We start from the raw sequence: 19,455 nt of genomic DNA, 5'->3' as shown, positions 1-19,455 counted from the left end.
CAGCTGCTATAATGATAAATGTAGTGTATGTTTGATAGTAAAATACTGAAATGAATAGCAATGTGCAAGCGATTAATATGAATGACAACAATAAAATATCACTATGCCAGCCTGGTAATGGGAAGGGATGTTGTGTATGTTGCGGTCTTTTTAATTTGAAAAATATCTCCTTTAAGGAGCTATCGCACTTTTTATCATACTTGACAACTAAATTAAAAAGGCAACCAACAAATCATTGCAATGGCTTTGAAGATTTTAAAGAGGTGCAAATACGATATACATTCAGGGACAATACTACCTATGTGTGCCCTTATATGGGATATATTGGGGAGAATATTCCAGGATGCCTGGTGCATCCGGCAATTAATCAAGGAAACGATAGTAGAGAATTGAGTTTATTTGGTAATGAAATATGTAACAATTATTTCTGCTCAGCATACCGAATATTGGATGAGCGTTTAAAAAAAATATTAATTGCATATACCTACGATTGGTATACGTATTCAATTGGAATCATTGATCCAGTAAGCTTCAAATGGATTATTCAACAAATTGAAGAATTTATGGGTCAAAAGATAGCTTCGGTATATAGTGATCCTGATAAAAATATTGCAACAGTTGTGAATGAGTCACTAATGATGATTGCTGATTTTTTCAATCATTGTAATGTCACGGTATTTTATTACAGCGAGCCCGAATATTATATGCACATGCGAGCACTGTCGCTTGATAAAAATTCGTCCATCAATCACTCTGTAAGAGATGCAATTTTAAAGAAAATACAAACCCGTATTAACGGTTGTTATTTGTAATGCGGCTAACAACCTCTCTTAAGTCCTGAGATGCATTTTTGTCCATAACAAGAATTTCTTTACCAGAATCAACTACTACAACATCGTGGAGGCCAACAACTGCAATGAGACGTTGTTGTGGAAATGCCGTGCAATTTTTAGAAAGATGAAAAATAACCTTTTCGGGATAGGGCGAACGGTTCATATCGCTATCAGGCACAAGGACATCATCAATGGATGCCCAGCTTCCAAGGTCGGCCCATCCAAATTCGCCAGGGATTACATAACGGTGATCAGCCTTTTCCATTATTCCATAATCAATAGAGATTGGATCTATTTGTGAAAATACATTCCGTTTGATTTCCCATGGGAGTTCATCATTCTGGGTAAGCTGTTCTATAGTCAAATCACGTAATGGTTGAAAGGCCTGGTATAATTTTGGCATGAGTTTTTGGAAATATTCCAAAATAACGGATATTTTCCAAACAAATATGCCGCTGTTCCAGAAATAATTCCCTTCACGTAGATATTTTTTTGCTGTTTCCAGATTTGGCTTTTCCACAAACATTTCAACTGGTTTTACTTCTGAAGTGTCATCATAGGCTTTAATGTATCCATAGCCTGTTTCAGGATAGGTAGGTGTAATACCAATAGTTACCAGATGATTGTTATGTGCATGTGCAATAGCTTTTTTCAATATACTTATGAATATATCTGTTTTTTTAATGTAGTGATCAGCAGGCAATATGAGCATAATGGCATCATCGTATAATTTAGAAAGATAGGTTGCAGCATATAGAATCGCAGGTGCTGTATTTCGTGGCATAGGCTCTGAAATTATGCTGCCTTTGAGCCCAGTCTTCTTTAACTCATCATACGACATATCTTCATACATACGAGAGGTAACTATAAGGCAAAAATCAGGATTTAGTGGCTTCAGTCTGTTAATCGTCAATTCAAGCAGAGTGCCTTCGCCTGTAATATTGTGGAATTGTTTTGGTTTTGCTTCATTGCTCAGTGGCCAGAGTCGTGTACCTGAACCACCAGCAAGTATTACAGGAATAACGTTCATGGGATACTCCTTTATTAAAACTTAATTAAAACTTATTATACATCACAAACTTGTAAAACAATACTTATTCACACCAATAATGAGTCAATTATTATTTATGTATGATGAACAATATACAACTGTCTTAAGTGTTTTGGTGCACTTTTTCTTGTATGCTGTATTACCACTTTATATTGCCTTGCTGCTCAATGGCAAATGGTACCGGCATCTGTGTTCCTTTTAATGTAGCATTGAAGAGCATATCACCTTTCATTGAATACTGTATATTCTTCTGTGTTATAGCTTGCATAAAGCCTTTGCTTATATGTTTAGTACTTAAGGTAGTCATGCAGTTAATCTTTGAAACCCCATCGGTATTCTGTATGGTGGGCTGTCCTTTAGCAATTTCGCTATCATGTAGTATGAAATTATAATTAATAGATTTTCCAGAAAGAATAGCCTTTGTTTTATTTTTAATAATGATATCAAATGCAATGGATAATGGGATATCAAATTTTGATATACTTTCGGGCATGCTCTTTCCCTGACAGAAATTCTGGATTTCTGTATACAAAGTTGGGATTTCTAAAGGATTAACATTTTTTACTATATTTTTTAAGTCAGAAAGTGTTGGTGGTATGATTTTAAAATTAACAATGTCTATTGATGGTTTAATTGTTGGTATTTCCTGTTTTATTGTGAAAGGAACTGATATCGATTGTACAATTTGAATTGATGGCGGTAAAGAAAACGAAATGGTGCCTTTGACAGTCATTGTAATTGAATCTTTGGTGTGATATTCTTTTACTGCTTTTAAAAGCTGTTCATAGGTAATGGTAACAGCAAATGTTTTATCGGTTTTAGAATTTTTTGGCAATTTAAGTGTATCTTTCGATTGGATGGAAAATAAAGAGAAAGTATCAATATATATTTGACTTTGTATAGATTCTGCATATAATGTTACAGGATAAGGGTTTTCGACTTCCAGAGACAAGAGCACTGTCATATCATTGAGTGTAATTTCCTTAAATTGAAAATTTTTATATGTAACAGTAGGTTTTTTTTGAAGCATTGAAGGATCAAATGTGGTGCAGGTAGTGTAAAATATTAATGAAATAATCGATACTGATAATAGAATTTTACTAGTTTTCATAATAACATCCCCTGGTATAATGATACAATGCATAACATTTATATAAGTACTACATCAGACACCTTGTTGTAGTCAATCATAAAATAACAGGGATGTTTAGTCTAACAATTGATAGTATCAATGTATATTTGTAAGTATGATAGTATGTAATTATTTCATCCTTGAAGGGATAGTATAAAAAAATGGTAAGGTTTTTATAATATGAAGAATAGTATCTCAAGAACAATATTTTTTGTATTATTGCTAATGTTTTTTTCAATGAACAGCAGTGATGTTTTTGCCCAAAGAACAAAGAGTAGCCAGAGTGCAGGTGAACAGCGCAAGGCTGAAAAGGGACTTAAAGATAATGAACGTTTCTTTTATTATATAAATTTTTCTGTATCAAATGTGGCAAAGGATGAAGAAAGGACAATTTGCAGGAAAGCAATAGTATATGATATGTTTGCAAAATTTTTATATATGAAATTTAGGTTTAAAGATTCCTATGAAAACATTCGCAAAGCTCAGGAATTGTTGATATCATTATACAGAATGGTATTGAATCGGGAAATTGAAGAGGGTAAAAAACTTTTAGATGCAGTTTCCCCTGGGCCCATAATGAAAAATGAGTATCTGTCAAAACACTATTGTAATTTAGGTTACAGGAATAATGAACAAGCCCGTATGTATATGGTAATGGCCGATAGCTATCGCACGACACTTTTTTCAATGCGTTTATATAAATATATTCAGGCATTAAAAAAAGCCAAACAGGCTAAACGCTATGCAGTACTGGCATATATTGCGTTTAATAATAAAGATATTGAAACGAAGTTGGATGAAAAGATCAAAGTTGAAAATGAGCCATATATTTATTCGTATATGAAAGCAAAGTTAGAATCAGTTCAGGATCAAAATGAAAAAAACTATCTTTTAAAAGTTCTTGCTGATAGTTACTACCGTCTTATCGATAATTATTCTTTTTATGATGATGTGTGGAGTAATAGTTCATTGCGTGAATTACCGGAGTATGCAGAATATGAGAAAGAGGAAGAATAGTATGATTTTCAAAAAATATGTATATATAGTGGCACTACTCACTGCAACAATATTTTTAACTACAGCTTGTTCTGATGTTGTATTGCCGCAAGGGTTATCAGAATTAGGGTTTTACAGTAATACGTATACTATTATTCAGACGTTGGAGAACAAAAATGAGCTATCGTACACAGAACATTTTATGCTGGGTGTAGCATATAAAAACAGTAATGAATATAAAAAAGCAATATACCATTTTGCAAACAGCTGTTTCACTGAGCGAAGAATAAAAAAATTAACTATTTACCCTCAGCCAGTGTATCGTTTTGTAAGTAGATTTTCAATGAAATCATATCTTTATAATGATGCAGTCTTTGAAATTGCAAAAGGGTTCATGTATTATCAGGAGTATGAATATGTAATAAAGTTTATTGATTTGATGAAAAGTGAAACAAGTGGCGTGTACAGGGATGCACAGCTACTGAAAGCTGAAGCATTGATACAGATAAAACAATATCACCAAGCTGAAAATGTTTTGAATAAAGTAATTTCAAAATTTACTGATGTTGATTCGCTGGCATGGTTATATATAAAATTAGCATCACTGTATGAAAAGCAGGATAAATATAGTGATGCAGTGCATAGCTACTACAACCTTTTACAGGTAAGCACAACAAGCTGGCAATCACACATTGCTGCAAAACGAATATTGCAAATTGTAAGTAAAAACCCTGAGATAGCGTTAGTGAATGATGAGATTCTGTTAAGTGTTGAGGCATTGTATAACACAAAGAATTATAATGATCTTGCTCAAATTGAAGACGATCTTTTAAAATTAGTGAGCGATAGTACAAAAAAATATATGCTTGATATAGTAAGAGCCAAAACATTTTGCCAGTTAAACAAGTGGGATTCCTTAAAAATAATATATGATGAATACCAGGCAACCCAGTACAAATATGATATTACTGCTATAATAGTGGATACATTATGGAATAGTAATAAAAAAGGTGAGGCACTACAATGGCTGAAAAAATTAGAAGACACTGATAATCCAGTATATAAAAAGAAAATATTATATTATAAAGCATTGTACGATGCTCAACGAAAGCAAACAGGTTCATTATATTTAGATGAATATGTAGCTCAATATCCTAATGATGTAGCTGCTCAGGAATTATTATGGTTATTTTCTAAGAATAGCATTACCAATAAAAAAAGTGCATTGTATTATCTTGAAAAATATTATAATGCCTTTGGTACAAAAGGAAAATACGCTGATGAAGTATGTTTTTGGTTATATAATCTAAAAAAGGATGATAATCCACAAGAAGCGGAGGCAATAGCAAGTGCATTAGTTGCATATCTGCCTCATTCTTCATACACCTGGATTTTACTTGAACGATTATCACCGCACTTTACTGTAGAAAAGCTTTCATCTGATTTTTCAATGGCTGTCCAAACAAATAACCTACTATCCACACTCTTCACTCATGCAATGTTAACATATAAGGAAAGAGATGATAACAAACGTCTGCAGCGTATAGGAATAATAAAAAAAGCTTTCCAAAATATACGTGAGATACATTATGATGTTATTCCCACACGCAAAGAAAAGGTAGCGTTGAGCATTCCTAAAGAGATAGTTACCCGAATAGAACATTACTTTTCCATTGGATACTTGGAGGGAATAAACAGGGAGCTGCTTCTGTACAGTAATGCTGACACAAATGATGTTTTTTTACTACAATACCTTTTTGGGTTGAAATATAAAAATTATTTAGTTTCGGCTCAGGGGCTCATTCAGCTTTTGAAACGTTTAGAAATGACAGAAAATATTTTCTTGATGCATGATGATGCAATAGAAAGCCTATTACCGCAGCCCTTTTTGGAATGTGTATCGCAGGCTTCTAAAAAATACAATGTACAACAGCCTTTAATTTTAGCTGTGATGAAGGCAGAATCGCTTTTCAATCCTTATGCGGAATCTTCAGCAGGAGCTATTGGACTAATGCAGCTTTTGATACCAACTGCAAAAGAAATCGCTAGAAAAACAGGTATAGAACAGGTAAATAAGGAAAGTTTAAAAAATCCCTGTATATCAATTGAATTAGGCACTTATTATATTTCATGGCTGTTGAAAAATTTAAACAATAATATTACGTTAGTTTCAGCTGCGTATAATGCAGGTATCGGTAATGTATTAAAATGGAACTATGATAATGAAGATATGTTTACGCTAATGGTCCCATTCACTGAAACAAAGGGATATATTGAGAGAATTAAAAAGTTTTATTATCAATATCAATTAGTATATGATTTGAAAAGACAATAATTTTTTGCATGATATTTTAATTATTAAGTATAATTTATTGAAAAGAAAATTACAAAATTTGCCTGATATTCTAACAAAGAACCTGTGAAGTTTATTACATCATTAAGAAGAGAGTAAGATTAACAATTAAAATCTATTTTATTAGGAGGAAAGTGATGGGTCGATATCTCAGAATTATGATGGTTATTATGATAGCTTATACTGTCAGTGCAATGGCAAAACCTGTAGGCAAAATTCTAGATCTGTCCGGAGATGTTGATATCACGTCAGTTTCGGGCAAAAGAATAATTCCAAATCAAGGAACAGTAATAGAAGATACAGATAAAATTAGGACAGGGCGGAAATCCTTTGTATCAGTAATTTTGAATGATGGATGTAAACTGTTTATTAGAGAAATATCGGTGTTGTATGTTCAGGATATCAGATTAAAAGAAACTGATCAACCAACTAAAATTCAAATGATTACCGGGAAATTACGTGTTATTGCAGAAAAGACTATAAGAGGCAATAGCGTGATCGTATATACACCTACTGCAATTGCTGGAGTCAGAGGGACTGATTTTGGAATTATTGCAACTCAGTTTGAAACCAAGGTTGTTGTATTTAAAGGGGTGGTTGAGGTTGCAAACAGAGATACAAACATAGTAAAATCATTTATATTAAAGGATAGAGAAGAGACAAGAGTCCCTTATCAAAGGCCTCCTGAAGAACCAGTGGTGGTGCCAGATTATATTTTGCCCAAGTGGTTTGATAGTTATATTATTGATGAGAAGCGAAATGTTATTATCAAGGTAAAACAGGAGGAAGGATTACTTGACCAGCTCCTGCGGAAAAAAGATTTTTAATGGTTTGTATATATGGTTTATTTTTATAACAGTAGTATCATGTTCCTCATTTAGACCTTTGACAGGATATGATGCTCTTCTGTTATATTATGAAAACGGGTACAAAAGTGACAACTGGAAGACACGCCTGGAAGCAATACAGGCAGTGGCTACAATTAAAGGCGATAGAGCAGAGAATCTTATTATCAAAGCTTTAGAAGACTCACATATTGCTGTTAAAGTTGAAGCATTGCATATATTATCAAAAAGGCCAATTAAAAGAGCACATGCGTACGTTAAAGATCTTGCATTATACAGCAACAACGATAATATACGCTGGGAGGCATTAAAAACATTATCAAGGTATCGTGATCCCAGAGATGCTGCAGTTTTTATATATAATTTTTCTAATGAAGACTGGCTGGTAAGGGAAGCATCTATTGTTGGATTACTCAGTATTGATGATTATTCTACAAAATATATTCATATTGATAGTATCATCAAGGCTATGGATGATTCATCTATAAGTGTTAAATTGGCAGCGTTGGCACATCTCACTATCACACATCCAGCATTGTATAATAAACTTATACTGATGCTCTCTACAGAAAATAACACACCATCACTCATCGTTGCAATACTGAAAGCTTTACAAGCATATACAATTAAAGAAAAGGACAGGGATAAGATTGTTGAACTGCTTACACACAGCAGCGCAACAGTGCGAATAGCAGCATTACAGACATTAAAAAATAAAAAAGAATTATAGATTCACTAAGAAAAACTAATTTTTCTTTTCTTTTGCAATATATATTTTATTCTGGTTATCAACAATATCTTTCTTGTACTCTTCTGGCAGCTGTTCTCCCAAAACTTGATAAACCTTAAAACAATTTTCCTTAGCTCTCCTGAAATAGTAAATAGCATCTATTGGCTTTGAGCGGACAAAATAATCGTTAGCAATTTTAATCCCATAACTTGCATTGCTGATAAGAGGGTCTACAGAGGGATTTGGCTTTGTTTGTTCTATTGAAGCTTTAAGTGAGTGGCGGACACCCATTTTTATTACCTGAATATGCAGCTTTTCAGCTTGTTCTTTATAAAGTTTAGCCAACCGCATTGCCACTTCCTTTATATCCTTTTCATTTTTTGTAAAAAGATTAGCAGAAGCTATCATCTCATTTCGGAAATACAATGCACTTGCCTCAGCATATGTATCAACAAGGCTGTTAAATTCCTGTTCACCACCTCCAAAATTATATATAGCGGTTCTGAGCAATTTAATATTTTTAAAATTATCATAACTCAATCGCTGTATAACTGCCTCAGCATCATAAAGAGGATTAAATTGCTTTTCCTGATTTTCCTGTGCTTGAGGAGTAGAGTAGAGCACTACACACAAAGCTATAAAAATGATGGACAAAAAGAAATTTACATATTTCATAATAATATCTCCTTTATAGAAACATTGAGATGATATACTAATATAGTAGTGGAAGTATACAATAGGTAAAGTATTAAAGTCAAGTAAAAATGTTATATCACTAACATATAAAAACGTGTTGACGAAATTACGTAAAAAAAGTGTTTTAAGAAACAATAGCTTTAAAATTAAAGCCACTATTAAGCTGATGGTAGATTATGACAAAGGATATGGGTATGGTACAGAAAGCATATATTTATAGTTTTACAGATTATGATACCAATAAAAGAATTTGTGGATTATATACTCTTGAAAGGCTTATCTATACTCTTGTAAAAGCTGGGATCACAGAGATCTATTTATTATTAAATGATAGGGAACAAGATTTTTATAACCGTGCAATACTACCACATATAAAAAAAAGAAAGATTACGGTAAAACACTGTTCTTCTTTGGATATCCCTGAAAAAGATGTCCTGTATATACCATCAAACCTTTTCATGCAGCCTCATTATTTTGATACTTTTAATGATTACTTTACAAAAAAAAGGGGAGTATTTGAACCTGTTGTGAATGACAGGCAATTTTTAATCAATTCTTATGAAGATGTAAAAAAAGCTGAGTCACTGATTGTACAATATATAATAGATACTACAGGTGGATATATTGCTAAAAAAATAAATAAACGGATATCTATTCCTATTAGCAAACAGCTTGCCAAAACGCGAATACATCCCAATATACTAACTATTATTAATATGATAGTTGGTTTTTTAAGCGCGTTTTATGTGGTACAGGGAACATATTGGAACATGGTATGTGGAGGTTTATTGTTTCAGTTAGCATCTGTATTTGATGGTGTTGATGGCGAGGTTGCAAAATTTACATTTAAAGTTTCAAAAATTGGGGGGTGGCTTGATACGATTGGTGATAATGGAACGCTTTTGCTATTTTTAATTGCGGTGTCTGTATTATATTTTCAGAATACCTCTGTAATGGCAGCAAGTATAATTATTACATTACTTTTTGCAGGATTGTTCTGGTTTATTGGTATGATTGTGTGGTATCTGCGTAAATATAGTGATTCAGGTTCGCTTGTAGCTTATGATAAGGAGTTTTTGCAGAAATTACCAAAAGATGATGTGGTTGTAAAATTTGCTCTCAGCATGAAATATTTTACCAAAAAAGAGTTTTTTGCGTTATTCTTTTTTTGTATAAGTTTTACTGGGGCAATACATCTTTTGATACCTATAATTGCATTTACTGTATGTTGTGGGGCTGTTGTCCTCACCATTATTAATATAAAATATTTCAGAGTAATTGATACGTTGCGCTAATAATTTCAGGGTAACGTCTTATTTGCAGTGTGAGCAATTTTTACCAGAACATCCTGAGCATGATGATTGTGCTCCAATAGTGTTGACAAGGGATATGATCTTTCGAGTATCGTTAGAGTAGCATTGTGGGCAGGGAGGGCAGCTGCTATCTCCCATTTTTTTAAGCTCACTGTAAATATGATGGCACTTATTGCATTTATATTCGTATATAGGCATAGACCCAATACCTGTTATGATATATATGCATAATTAATAGCACACAACTATGCATGCAATAATAAAAAAGTTTAATCTATACAGAGTTAACTATGAACATTCTGATAACTAATGATGATGGCATTTATGCAAAAGGGTTGCAGGTTTTAAAAGAAGTGTTATCTGATACGTATTCGGTATATGCGATAGCTCCTGATAAAGAGCGCAGTGGCTGTTCCAATGCCATACAAATACGAAAATCCATAAAGGTTGAACAGATAGATGAATTTTCCTATGCAGTAGACGGCTTTACCGCTGATTGTGTGAATATAGGGCTAAATGGGGGGCTGATTCCTCCGGTGGATATTGTTATCTCAGGTATTAATCATGGACCCAATTTAGGTGATGATATTTATTTTTCTGGGACAGTGGCTGGTGCTCGAACAGCGTATATTTTTGGTATCAGTGGTGTAGCAATTTCAATTGATAGCTATGAAGAATCGGATTATTTTTATGATGCATCATATTTTTTACTGGAATTGTTAAAGGATTTTCCGCTTCATACTAAAGAATCCCCACTTTTTTTTAATATTAATTATCCCGACTTGCCAAGACATGCAATTAAAGGAATACGCTATACACATTTGGGAAAACGATTTTATCGTGATTCGTACAGGATTAAAAATAATAATGAAAATGTGTTCAATATGGAATTGGATGGCACAATTGAAAATGATGAAAAGGCAGGTAGTGATGTCACTGAACTCAGAAATGGGTATGTGGTTGTTACACCATTAACAATCGATTGCACTGATTATAAATTTATAGAGCGGTTACAAAAGCAAGAGATTAAGAATCATATATGGAAGAATTAGAGATACATAAACAGATTGATACCCTGCTTGGTCAGGCTATGCATTTACTTAATAATAAAAAAGATTTTTTGCAGGCTACCATTGCGTTGCATACAATTGAATCAGTAGATGCAGACAATCCTGTAGTTTTGTACAATTTGGCAATTGCATATATTCATCTGCAGGATTATGCAAAAGCCATTGATTATCTCAATCGCTGCATGAAATTACCTATGACATTTATTGATATTAGTCAGGTTCGTAAATTGTTTATCTTTGTATTATTGCGTATGGGACAGTATTCAGAAGCCCTGGATATTTTATCAAAGTATGACGATAGCGACGAAGTACTTATCCAGATGAGAGCATTTGCACTTGAGAAAACAGGTGACTATCGCCAGGCTTTACAACTGTATGAGCATATACTTGGAAAAAATCCAGAAAATATAAATGCAAGCAACGCTATAGCATATATTTTGGCAATGCTCCCCGATGGGGATCTCAATAGAGCATTAAATCTGGCTAAAAAGGCTGTATCGTATGACCCTCAGAATGCAGCTTACAATGATACTCTGGGATATGTGTATTTGAAAAAGAAACAGTATGATATGGCAAAAAAATTTCTGAAAAAGGCCCTTTCGCTTAAACCTGATGACTCTGAAATACGAAAACATATTAATGCACTTTTGCATATTCCGTAAATAGTAGATTTCTATAAAAAAAATATGGTGCCCAAACTATGTTTACAGTGAAGCAGTAAGTAAATGTAATGTTTGGTTATTTGGTTAATGGAATAAAATGTTCTTATTAGATTAAAATGTTGAATTATAACAATATTAAAATTATAAAAAGTTGTTGACGCAAAAAAGTATGCAATATATAACGTATATAGTAAAAAATCTTTTTTTATATAAAATAATTTAAATGTTAACGATATGTATACTGAGTATGTGTGATTACACGTTATAAAGGGATGTGTGTGGTATGAGTAAAGAATTACAAGAAAAAGCTGAAAGAATGATTAAGGAACTTCAGGAAGCGTTGCAACCAATAAAAGAAGAATTACTTCGCGTAAAAGGGGAAATTAAATAGATTTTATTGTTAAGAGGTGTACAAATGCCAGCAAAAGGACAAAAACGACGTCAACAGATTGTCGATATTGCTAAAAAGATGTTTATAGAAAAAGGTTTCCAGAGTACCCATATTGGTCAGGTGTGTGAAGAGCTTAATATTGCTAGGGGTACAGTCTATCAGTATTTTGGGAATAAGCGCGAGATTCTTTATGCAATCCTTGAATCCATTGAAGAAAGTATAGATGATATACTTGATCCTGATGATTTAAGAGATCTATTAAAAGACAATCCTTCTCAGAAGGATATAATTAAATTTAATACTGATAGGATTACAGAATGTATTAAAGTGATTTTACGTGAGCCAATAGTGATTAAATTAATATTCAAGGATATTGTTGGGATAGATGAAGAAGTTGTTGAACGTGTTGATCAGTTTTTAAAGCATTTAATAAATATTGTTTCACGGGATATTGAAGAAATTAAGAAAAAAGGACTATATAAGAAGACACTTAATTCTGAAATTACGGCAATAATGCTTATTGGATCAGTAATGTTTCTTGTCTATCAGTTTGATAAAGAGAAAAAAGATGTTACCGACAAAGAAGTTATTAATTCACTGGTAACACATTATTTCAGTGGTGTATTGAAATAATAGTTTTAACAAAGTATAGCCTTCACATCCCGGCCCTGGGCGGCCGGGTTTTTTATTGATAATGAATTGTGTCAGTGTACAGTAGATAATAACTTGAAAACATATAGTGGTGTTATGCTCATGAGAACAATATATTGTATAGCTATAGTGTGCCTTTTGTATTCAGTATGTCTTGCAGAAGATGATTGTCTTAGACCCCTAGCCAGTGATGATTCTTATCATGAACTATCTGATGAATGTATTGTAAAATTGAAAGATTTAATTATTAAAGGTAAGGATAATGAACAAAAAATATACGCATTAAATGCATTGAAAAAAAGCAGAGTGAAAAGCAATATAGATTTTTTTAAGGAGATTTTATATTCTGTAAATTCCATTACTGTACAACAAAGGACAATAGAAATACTTTCTGATATGCGTGACAAAAAAGTTTTGCCGGTGATTATAGAGTTTCTATCTTCACCTTTTTTTGCAGTGAGGGAATCAGTAATACTGGCACTGAAAAAAAATGGCGATGACAGAATGTACCCTTATATAATACGTCTTGCCAAAAGTGATGAAGTGATTTATAGAATATACGCTTTAGAAGCTTTATACCATCTATATGATAACAGGTTTTACGAAATTATAGTTAAGCTTCTGCAAGATGAAAATAAGTCTGTCAGGTATTTTGCATTGGAGTGTGTTGTACATAATGAAGTAGGAGCAGCATTGCCATTTGTGCGCACAATTGCTTCTGGTGATCAGAATGAAGAGGTTCGCGTCAAAGCCATAAATGTGTTAACACAATTGCGAGATAATGGAGCATATTATATTTTTGTTCGTGCCCTGACAGATAAATCCGATTTAGTTCGTGATGCAGCAGTGGAAGCGCTATCAACATTTCTGTCAAAAGAAAGTACTATATATTTATCACGACAGTTGTTGTATGAAAGGGAGGTCTATATAAAACGAAAAATTATAAAGGCTTTGATATCGGCAAAGAACGCAGGTGATATACGAGGATTACAGCATATTATACAGAATGAAGAAAATACAAGTTTACGAATATACTGTGCGTATGCATTAGGCAGTATACATGATGAACGGACAATACCATTATTAATTGGCGCACTGGAAGATAGTGATATACGAGTGAGGGCTGAGGCGGCATCTGCTCTTTCAAATTTTAAAGGGAAACATGTTGTGGTTGCATTACTGGAATATTATTCAAAAGAAAATGATCAGTACGTTAAATCGGCAATAATTTTTGCTTTAAAAAAGATTTGTGATGCAGGGTCATTACAAAAGCTGTTCATGTTTTACTGCCAGGAGCAGGATGCGGTGTTAAAAATGATTTTACAAAAGACTATTGAGTATATAATTACAAAAAATATTAAACAATATTAAAAGGTAATTATTTCTTAGTAATAAGGGTATACGTTATGAAAATTGCGATAGCTCAAATTAATCCAATCATTGCCGATATTGAGGGGAACTACGATAAAATTTGCAAATATATTGCCCTTGCAAAGGGGAAAGGTGCTGATTTAGTGATTTTTCCTGAAATGAGTACGATTGGATATCCTCCAATGGATCTTCTGGAACACCGAAAACTTATTGATGATAATCTAAAATCATTAGAAGCGATAGCTCCTTTGAGCAGTGATTGCGGAATTATATGCGGGTATGTTGATTACAATTATGATAATCCGCCGATGCTATACAATGCAGCAGCTTTTATGTATGAAGGTAAAGTGCAGTCAAAACATTATAAGACGTTGTTGCCTACCTATGATGTATTTGATGAACTCAGATATTTTTCTCCTGCGACATCTCAAGAGATAGTTACATTTAAAGGGATAAAGTTTGGCATAACAATCTGTGAAGATATATGGAATGATATGAGCCTGAGTGAGGATGTTTTTATGGAATTCAGGCGCTATGCTGTCGATCCAATTGAAAATTGTATTAAGAAAGGAGCTGAAATATTGGTCAATATTTCTGCATCCCCGTATGTAAAAGGGAAAAATTCAATAAAATGGAGCAAAATACAAAATGTAGCAAAAAAATATAAAGTGCCAGTAATATACGTTAACCAGGTTGGGGGCAATGATAGCCTTATATTTGATGGCAACAGTTTTGTTATTGATAGAAAAGGGGATTTTATTCTTAAAGCAAGAGATTTTGAAGAAGATTGTATTATATTTGATACTGAAAAAGACTATCAACATATTATCTGTGAAGAAGATTTTATTGCGGATATTGAAAAAGCGCTTATATTAGGGATACGCGATTATGTGTTTAAATCCGGTTTTAAAAAGGTTGTACTGGGTTTAAGTGGTGGAATTGATTCGGCCCTCACAGCATGTTTGGCTGTTTTTGCATTAGGGGCAGACAATGTGTTGGGCATCACCATGCCATCTCAATTTTCTTCAAAGGGGAGTGTTGATGATTCGGTTCAACTTGCACATAATCTGGGAATACAAATACATTCCATACCAATTAAATATCTTTTTGATGCATATATTAAGGAATTAAGCCCTTATTTTGGGAATTTGCCGTTTGACATTACAGAAGAAAATATACAGGCAAGAATTCGTGGAAATATATTAATGTCATTTAGCAATAAGTTTGGGATGTTATTGCTCACAACGGGAAATAAATCAGAACTGTCAATGGGATACTGCACGTTGTATGGTGATATGGCTGGAGGGCTAGCAGTATTATCTGATGTACCAAAAACTCTGGTATATGCATTATCATATTATATAAACAGAGATAAAGAAATAATTCCAAGGTCAATTCTTGAAAAAGCTCCTTCGGCAGAATTGCGTGAAAATCAGAAAGACCAGGATTCACTGCCACCATATGAGATTCTGGATCAGATAATTGAACGGTATGTTGAATTGAAAATGAGTGCCCAACAGATAATTGCTGATGGGTTTGATCCTGAAATAGTACATTTTGTTTTACGAACTATCGACAAAAATGAATATAAACGAAAACAAGCACCAATTGGACTAAAGGTAACCACCAAAGCTTTTGGTGTTGGTAGGAGGATTCCCGTTGTACAGCGGTTTAAGCATTAAACTACCAATTATGTACTGTCCAGCCTTTTGAACGTGCTAGACGTAACAATGCTGGTTGTGGATTAACGCATTGAGGGAATCCCACAGCTTCTAGCATTGGAATATCAGCAACTGAGTCAGCATAATAATAGGCAGATTTGATATCAAAAGAATGAGAGGTGCAGTACGCTAATGCTCTATTAAGTTTTTCTTTTCCATAACAGTAATTACCCTTCAACAAACCTGTATAGTACCCGTTATTCACTTCAAGCTCAGTGCACAGAACATCATCAAAGTGTAAGTATTTCTTCAAAGGTTTACATATAAAATCAAGCGAAGCTGATAGCAATACAATTGATGCTCCATTAACTTTGTGCATGTACATTGATTCAAGCGCTTGAGGATAGATGTAATGCTTAATAGTTTCTTCAAAAAAAATTTCGGAATATCGTTCCAATGCGGATGATTCTATTCCTTTAAGCCTATGAACCCATTTGTGTATTAATGACTGTGTAGAGATAATGCCTAATTTATAGAACAAAGATAGAAATGTACCATTGATTAAAGAGAATAATGATATGAAATTCCTTTTATAAAGGTCTTTTACAATTAGTGTTCCTGAACTTGATGCTATAATAGTGTGGTCAAGGTCAAAAAAGGCTACGTATGTACTCATATAAGCTCCATTATGGGATGGTGTGGTTGAATTAACAATTGTGTACTTTAAATAATAATAGTGCAATCAAAAATATATTAAAAAAATTATTGAAAATATTTATAGCATATGAAATTGTATGAAAAGAATAAAGGTAATACTATTTATGAGTGGTTTACAGAGAAAAGATTTACTGGATATTCAATCATTAACTACTGAAGAAATTTTATTAATTTGTAATTCAGCAAAATATTTCAAAGCCCTTTTTACTCGATCAATTAAAACTGTGCCAATTTTAAGAGGGAAAACAGTATGTCTGTTATTTTATGAACCCTCCACACGTACACGAATAAGCTTTGAGCTTGCCGCAAAACGTCTTTCAGCGGATTTAATTAATATTGCAGTGCAGACATCCAGTGTTGTAAAAGGAGAATCTCTTATAGATACTGTGCATACGCTTGAAGCGTATAAGGCTGATTTTATAGTAATGCGACATGCGGCGTCTTTAGCGCCGCATTTTTTATCGCGTAATATTAAATCTTCTGTCATTAATGCTGGAGATGGGAACCATGCCCACCCTACGCAAGCATTACTTGATGCATATTCACTGATGGAAAAACTTGGTGATATAAAGGGACTACAAATAGGCATAGTTGGTGATATCCTTCATTCACGTGTGGCTCGTTCAGATATTGAAATATTTAAACGGTTAGGTGCTAAAGTGTATTTAATTGGCCCTCCTACACTTGTTCCTGATGAGTTTAAAATGTATGGTGTAGATATTTATTATGAATTTGATGAAATACTGCCAAAGCTTGATGTTATTAATATGCTACGTATTCAACGTGAACGTCAGCAGGGATCATTTTTTCCTTCAATAAGGGAATATCATAAGCGGTTTGCATTAACTAATGAAAGGCTTAAACGTTGCAAAAAGGATGTTATAGTAATGCATCCAGGACCAATTAATAGAGGGATTGAGATAGATGATGAAGTTGCCGATAGCGCTCACTCTATTATCAATGAACAGGTTACCAACGGTGTAGCGGTACGTATGGCAATTTTCTATCTTTTGGCAGGAGGAACTCCTCTTGATGAGAAAGAGGTTGAGTAATGGAATTATTAATTAAACATGGAAGATTAATTGATCCAGCTTCTGGTACAGATGAAGAGTTTGATGTTCTAATTGCAGATGGCACAATAGTTAGAGTTGATAAGAATATAAAAAAAAATACAATACAGATTATTAATGCAAACAATTGTATTGTTGTGCCAGGGCTTGTCGATATGCATGTCCATTTTAGAGAGCCAGGCCGAGAAGATGTTGAAACTATTATTGGTGGGTCGCTGGTAGCAGCAAAGGCTGGCTACACCAGTGTATGTACTATGCCAAATACTAATCCTGTTATTGACAATCAGGCATTGGTTCGCTACATAAAAAAGCAGGCTGAATCAGGGCCAATCAATGTATTCCCAATTGCTGCAATAACAAAAGGTTCAATGGGCGAGGAACTTACTGAAATGGGCGAGCTAGTAGAAGGTGGAGCTATCGCCTTCAGCGATGATGGAAAGCCGGTTATGAACTCAACCACCATGAGGCGTGCTCTGGAATATTCGCGCATGTTTAATGTTCCTATAATAACCCACGCTGAGGATATCACATTATCAAGCGGTGGGATCATGAATGAGGGAAACAATTCTATCTTTTTGGGGTTAAAAGGTATACCGCGAGAGGCTGAAGAAATTATGATTGCCCGTGATGTGTTGCTTGCACGCCTCACAAAAGGTAGGCTGCATGTAGCCCATGTATCATCTAAAGGTTCACTGGACATTATTGCAATGGCCAAACGAAATGGCATTCAAGTAACATGTGAGACAGCTCCCCATTATTTCTCGCTTACTGATGATGCAATAGCAGAGCATCTTTCTATGGCAAAAATGAACCCACCATTGCGGACAGAAGATGATAGAAAAGCAATTATTGAAGGTTTGAGGAATGGAACAATTGATGTAATTGCCACTGACCACGCACCCCATCTCCCAAATGATAAAATGCAGGAGATAGCATTTGCTCCCTTTGGCATTATAGGCCTTGAAACAGCAGTGCCGTTAATCATTACTGTGCTTGTTAAAGAGAATGGGTTCAGTTATTTACAGGCTTTTGAAAAAGTGACAGTTAATCCCTGTAAGATATTGGGAATAGACAGAGGCTCTATTAAAGAAGGTGTGGTTGCTGATATAACAATTATAAACCCTGATAAAAAAATTATAGTTGATGAGCGTTTTATTATTTCGCGATGTAAAAATACCCCATTTATGGGAAGAGAGCTTTTTGGTCAGGTTGAGTATACAATTTGCAATGGTAAAATTGTCTATCCATTTAACTGAACAAATCCTGTAATGCCCGTGACATTAAAAAGTAACCTTCTTCAGTTGGGTGTACGCCGTCAAATTGTACAAGTTCCTGTAAAGGAGTTCCCCCTTTAACAGCATTTTTCCAGTATTCATGTGTTTTTGCTATTGGAAGTTTATACTCATTTGCTATGGAAATCATTGTGTCATATAGTTTATATGCATTCCTTGCTTCAGGAAAATCGCCAAACCATACAGAAGTTACCAAAACAATGTCAGAAGGTAATTTTTCTTTTATTGCATTTATAATTGCACGAATGTAATTTCCAAATACATGTGGGGAATAACCACATGCATAATCATTTAAAGCAAATTGGATAAGCACACAATCGGGGTCATAGTGAATAACATCATGGGAAACACGGTGTAACCCACCATCTGCAGTGTCGCCAGGTATCCCTTTATTGATAAGTTTAATTGTTGCAGAAGGATAGTGAGATAGTAAAAAATCGTAAAAATAATCTATATAACCCTTATCAACCATCCATCCATAGGTTAATGAATCACCAAGTGCTACAATTGTTACAGATTTTCCTTGTAATAGCTTTTCAATCGTATTAACTGGTTTGATCATGGTAGCAGTTTATACTAGTAAAATGGTAATTATGTTCTATCAACTAAAATTCAAGAATA

At 33.8% G+C, this 19,455-nt stretch carries 19 protein-coding genes; 13 read left to right on the top strand and 6 right to left on the bottom strand.

The features are described 5' to 3' along the window. The first annotated feature begins 77 nt into the window (after window positions 1-77). Window positions 78-812, top strand: coding sequence for a hypothetical protein (locus N3F66_00230; protein ID MCX8122573.1), 735 nt, complete (start codon window positions 78-80; stop codon window positions 810-812). On the opposite strand, the gene N3F66_00225 is transcribed toward N3F66_00230, so the two are convergent. Next, complete coding sequence (locus N3F66_00225; protein MCX8122572.1) at window positions 793-1,863, bottom strand: mannose-1-phosphate guanylyltransferase; 1,071 nt, start codon at window positions 1,861-1,863, stop codon at window positions 793-795. The genes N3F66_00230 and N3F66_00225 overlap by 20 nt on opposite strands. A gap of 160 nt (window positions 1,864-2,023) precedes the next feature. Continuing rightward, the gene (locus tag N3F66_00220) at window positions 2,024-2,995 is read right to left on the bottom strand and encodes an LEA type 2 family protein (protein MCX8122571.1); all 972 of its coding nucleotides are present in this window, start codon (window positions 2,993-2,995) and stop codon (window positions 2,024-2,026) included. A 201-nt stretch (window positions 2,996-3,196) separates the two neighbouring features. On the opposite strand from N3F66_00220, the gene N3F66_00215 reads away from it, so the two are divergent. The 4 genes from N3F66_00215 (at window position 3,197) to N3F66_00200 (ending at window position 7,940) form a co-directional block, all read left to right on the top strand. Then, window positions 3,197-4,033 carry a hypothetical protein gene (locus N3F66_00215; protein MCX8122570.1) on the top strand — a complete coding sequence of 279 codons (837 nt, stop codon included), beginning with the start codon at window positions 3,197-3,199 and terminating at the stop codon, window positions 4,031-4,033. Between the two features lies 1 nt (window position 4,034). After that, window positions 4,035-6,347, top strand: a complete 2,313-nt coding sequence (locus N3F66_00210) for a lytic transglycosylase domain-containing protein (GenBank protein ID MCX8122569.1) — start codon at window positions 4,035-4,037, stop codon at window positions 6,345-6,347. Between the two features lie 155 nt (window positions 6,348-6,502). Beyond that, window positions 6,503-7,192 (top strand): FecR family protein, encoded by a 690-nt coding sequence (locus tag N3F66_00205; GenBank protein ID MCX8122568.1) that lies wholly within the window; start codon window positions 6,503-6,505, stop codon window positions 7,190-7,192. Next, window positions 7,161-7,940, top strand: coding sequence for a HEAT repeat domain-containing protein (locus tag N3F66_00200; GenBank protein ID MCX8122567.1), 780 nt, complete (start codon window positions 7,161-7,163; stop codon window positions 7,938-7,940). The genes N3F66_00205 and N3F66_00200 overlap by 32 nt, the downstream gene beginning before the upstream one ends. A gap of 15 nt (window positions 7,941-7,955) precedes the next feature. Here the strand turns inward: N3F66_00200 and N3F66_00195 are convergent, their stop codons facing one another. Continuing rightward, entirely contained in the window at window positions 7,956-8,615 is a 660-nt protein-coding gene (locus N3F66_00195) for a hypothetical protein (GenBank protein ID MCX8122566.1), read from the bottom strand. A gap of 197 nt (window positions 8,616-8,812) precedes the next feature. Here N3F66_00195 and N3F66_00190 point away from each other — a divergent pair, with 197 nt between their 5' ends. Next, window positions 8,813-9,931 carry a CDP-alcohol phosphatidyltransferase family protein gene (locus N3F66_00190; protein MCX8122565.1) on the top strand — a complete coding sequence of 373 codons (1,119 nt, stop codon included), beginning with the start codon at window positions 8,813-8,815 and terminating at the stop codon, window positions 9,929-9,931. Window positions 9,932-9,949: 18 nt separating this feature from the next. On the opposite strand, the gene N3F66_00185 is transcribed toward N3F66_00190, so the two are convergent. After that, entirely contained in the window at window positions 9,950-10,147 is a 198-nt protein-coding gene (locus N3F66_00185; protein ID MCX8122564.1) for a zinc ribbon domain-containing protein, read from the bottom strand. A gap of 92 nt (window positions 10,148-10,239) precedes the next feature. On the opposite strand from N3F66_00185, the gene surE reads away from it, so the two are divergent. From surE to N3F66_00160, 5 genes are all read left to right on the top strand, one after another. Next, entirely contained in the window at window positions 10,240-11,001 is a 762-nt protein-coding gene (gene surE / locus N3F66_00180) for a 5'/3'-nucleotidase SurE (GenBank protein ID MCX8122563.1), read from the top strand. After that, entirely contained in the window at window positions 10,989-11,681 is a 693-nt protein-coding gene (locus tag N3F66_00175; GenBank protein MCX8122562.1) for a tetratricopeptide repeat protein, read from the top strand. The genes surE and N3F66_00175 overlap by 13 nt, the downstream gene beginning before the upstream one ends. A gap of 415 nt (window positions 11,682-12,096) precedes the next feature. After that, complete coding sequence (locus N3F66_00170; GenBank protein MCX8122561.1) at window positions 12,097-12,705, top strand: TetR/AcrR family transcriptional regulator; 609 nt, start codon at window positions 12,097-12,099, stop codon at window positions 12,703-12,705. 120 nt (window positions 12,706-12,825) lie between these two features. Next, entirely contained in the window at window positions 12,826-14,094 is a 1,269-nt protein-coding gene (locus N3F66_00165) for a HEAT repeat domain-containing protein (protein MCX8122560.1), read from the top strand. Window positions 14,095-14,129: 35 nt separating this feature from the next. Continuing rightward, complete coding sequence (locus tag N3F66_00160) at window positions 14,130-15,776, top strand: NAD+ synthase (protein MCX8122559.1); 1,647 nt, start codon at window positions 14,130-14,132, stop codon at window positions 15,774-15,776. 1 nt (window position 15,777) lies between these two features. Here N3F66_00160 and N3F66_00155 read toward each other — a convergent pair whose 3' ends face one another. Beyond that, the gene (locus tag N3F66_00155; protein MCX8122558.1) at window positions 15,778-16,431 is read right to left on the bottom strand and encodes an HAD-IB family hydrolase; all 654 of its coding nucleotides are present in this window, start codon (window positions 16,429-16,431) and stop codon (window positions 15,778-15,780) included. Window positions 16,432-16,549: 118 nt separating this feature from the next. Here N3F66_00155 and N3F66_00150 point away from each other — a divergent pair, with 118 nt between their 5' ends. Together N3F66_00150 and N3F66_00145 are read left to right on the top strand one after the other, a co-directional pair. After that, the gene (locus tag N3F66_00150) at window positions 16,550-17,524 is read left to right on the top strand and encodes an aspartate carbamoyltransferase catalytic subunit (protein MCX8122557.1); all 975 of its coding nucleotides are present in this window, start codon (window positions 16,550-16,552) and stop codon (window positions 17,522-17,524) included. Continuing rightward, window positions 17,524-18,798, top strand: coding sequence for a dihydroorotase (locus tag N3F66_00145; GenBank protein ID MCX8122556.1), 1,275 nt, complete (start codon window positions 17,524-17,526; stop codon window positions 18,796-18,798). Before N3F66_00150 ends, N3F66_00145 begins: the two co-directional genes overlap by 1 nt. On the opposite strand, the gene N3F66_00140 is transcribed toward N3F66_00145, so the two are convergent. After that, the gene (locus N3F66_00140; protein ID MCX8122555.1) at window positions 18,791-19,396 is read right to left on the bottom strand and encodes an SGNH/GDSL hydrolase family protein; all 606 of its coding nucleotides are present in this window, start codon (window positions 19,394-19,396) and stop codon (window positions 18,791-18,793) included. The genes N3F66_00145 and N3F66_00140 overlap by 8 nt on opposite strands. Window positions 19,397-19,455: the final 59 nt, after the last annotated feature.

It is taken from the genome of Spirochaetota bacterium, from assembly GCA_026414805.1.
In the GTDB taxonomy this organism is placed as follows: Bacteria; Spirochaetota; UBA4802; order UBA4802; family UB4802; genus UBA4802.
This window is presented reverse-complemented; position numbering and strand designations above follow the sequence as displayed.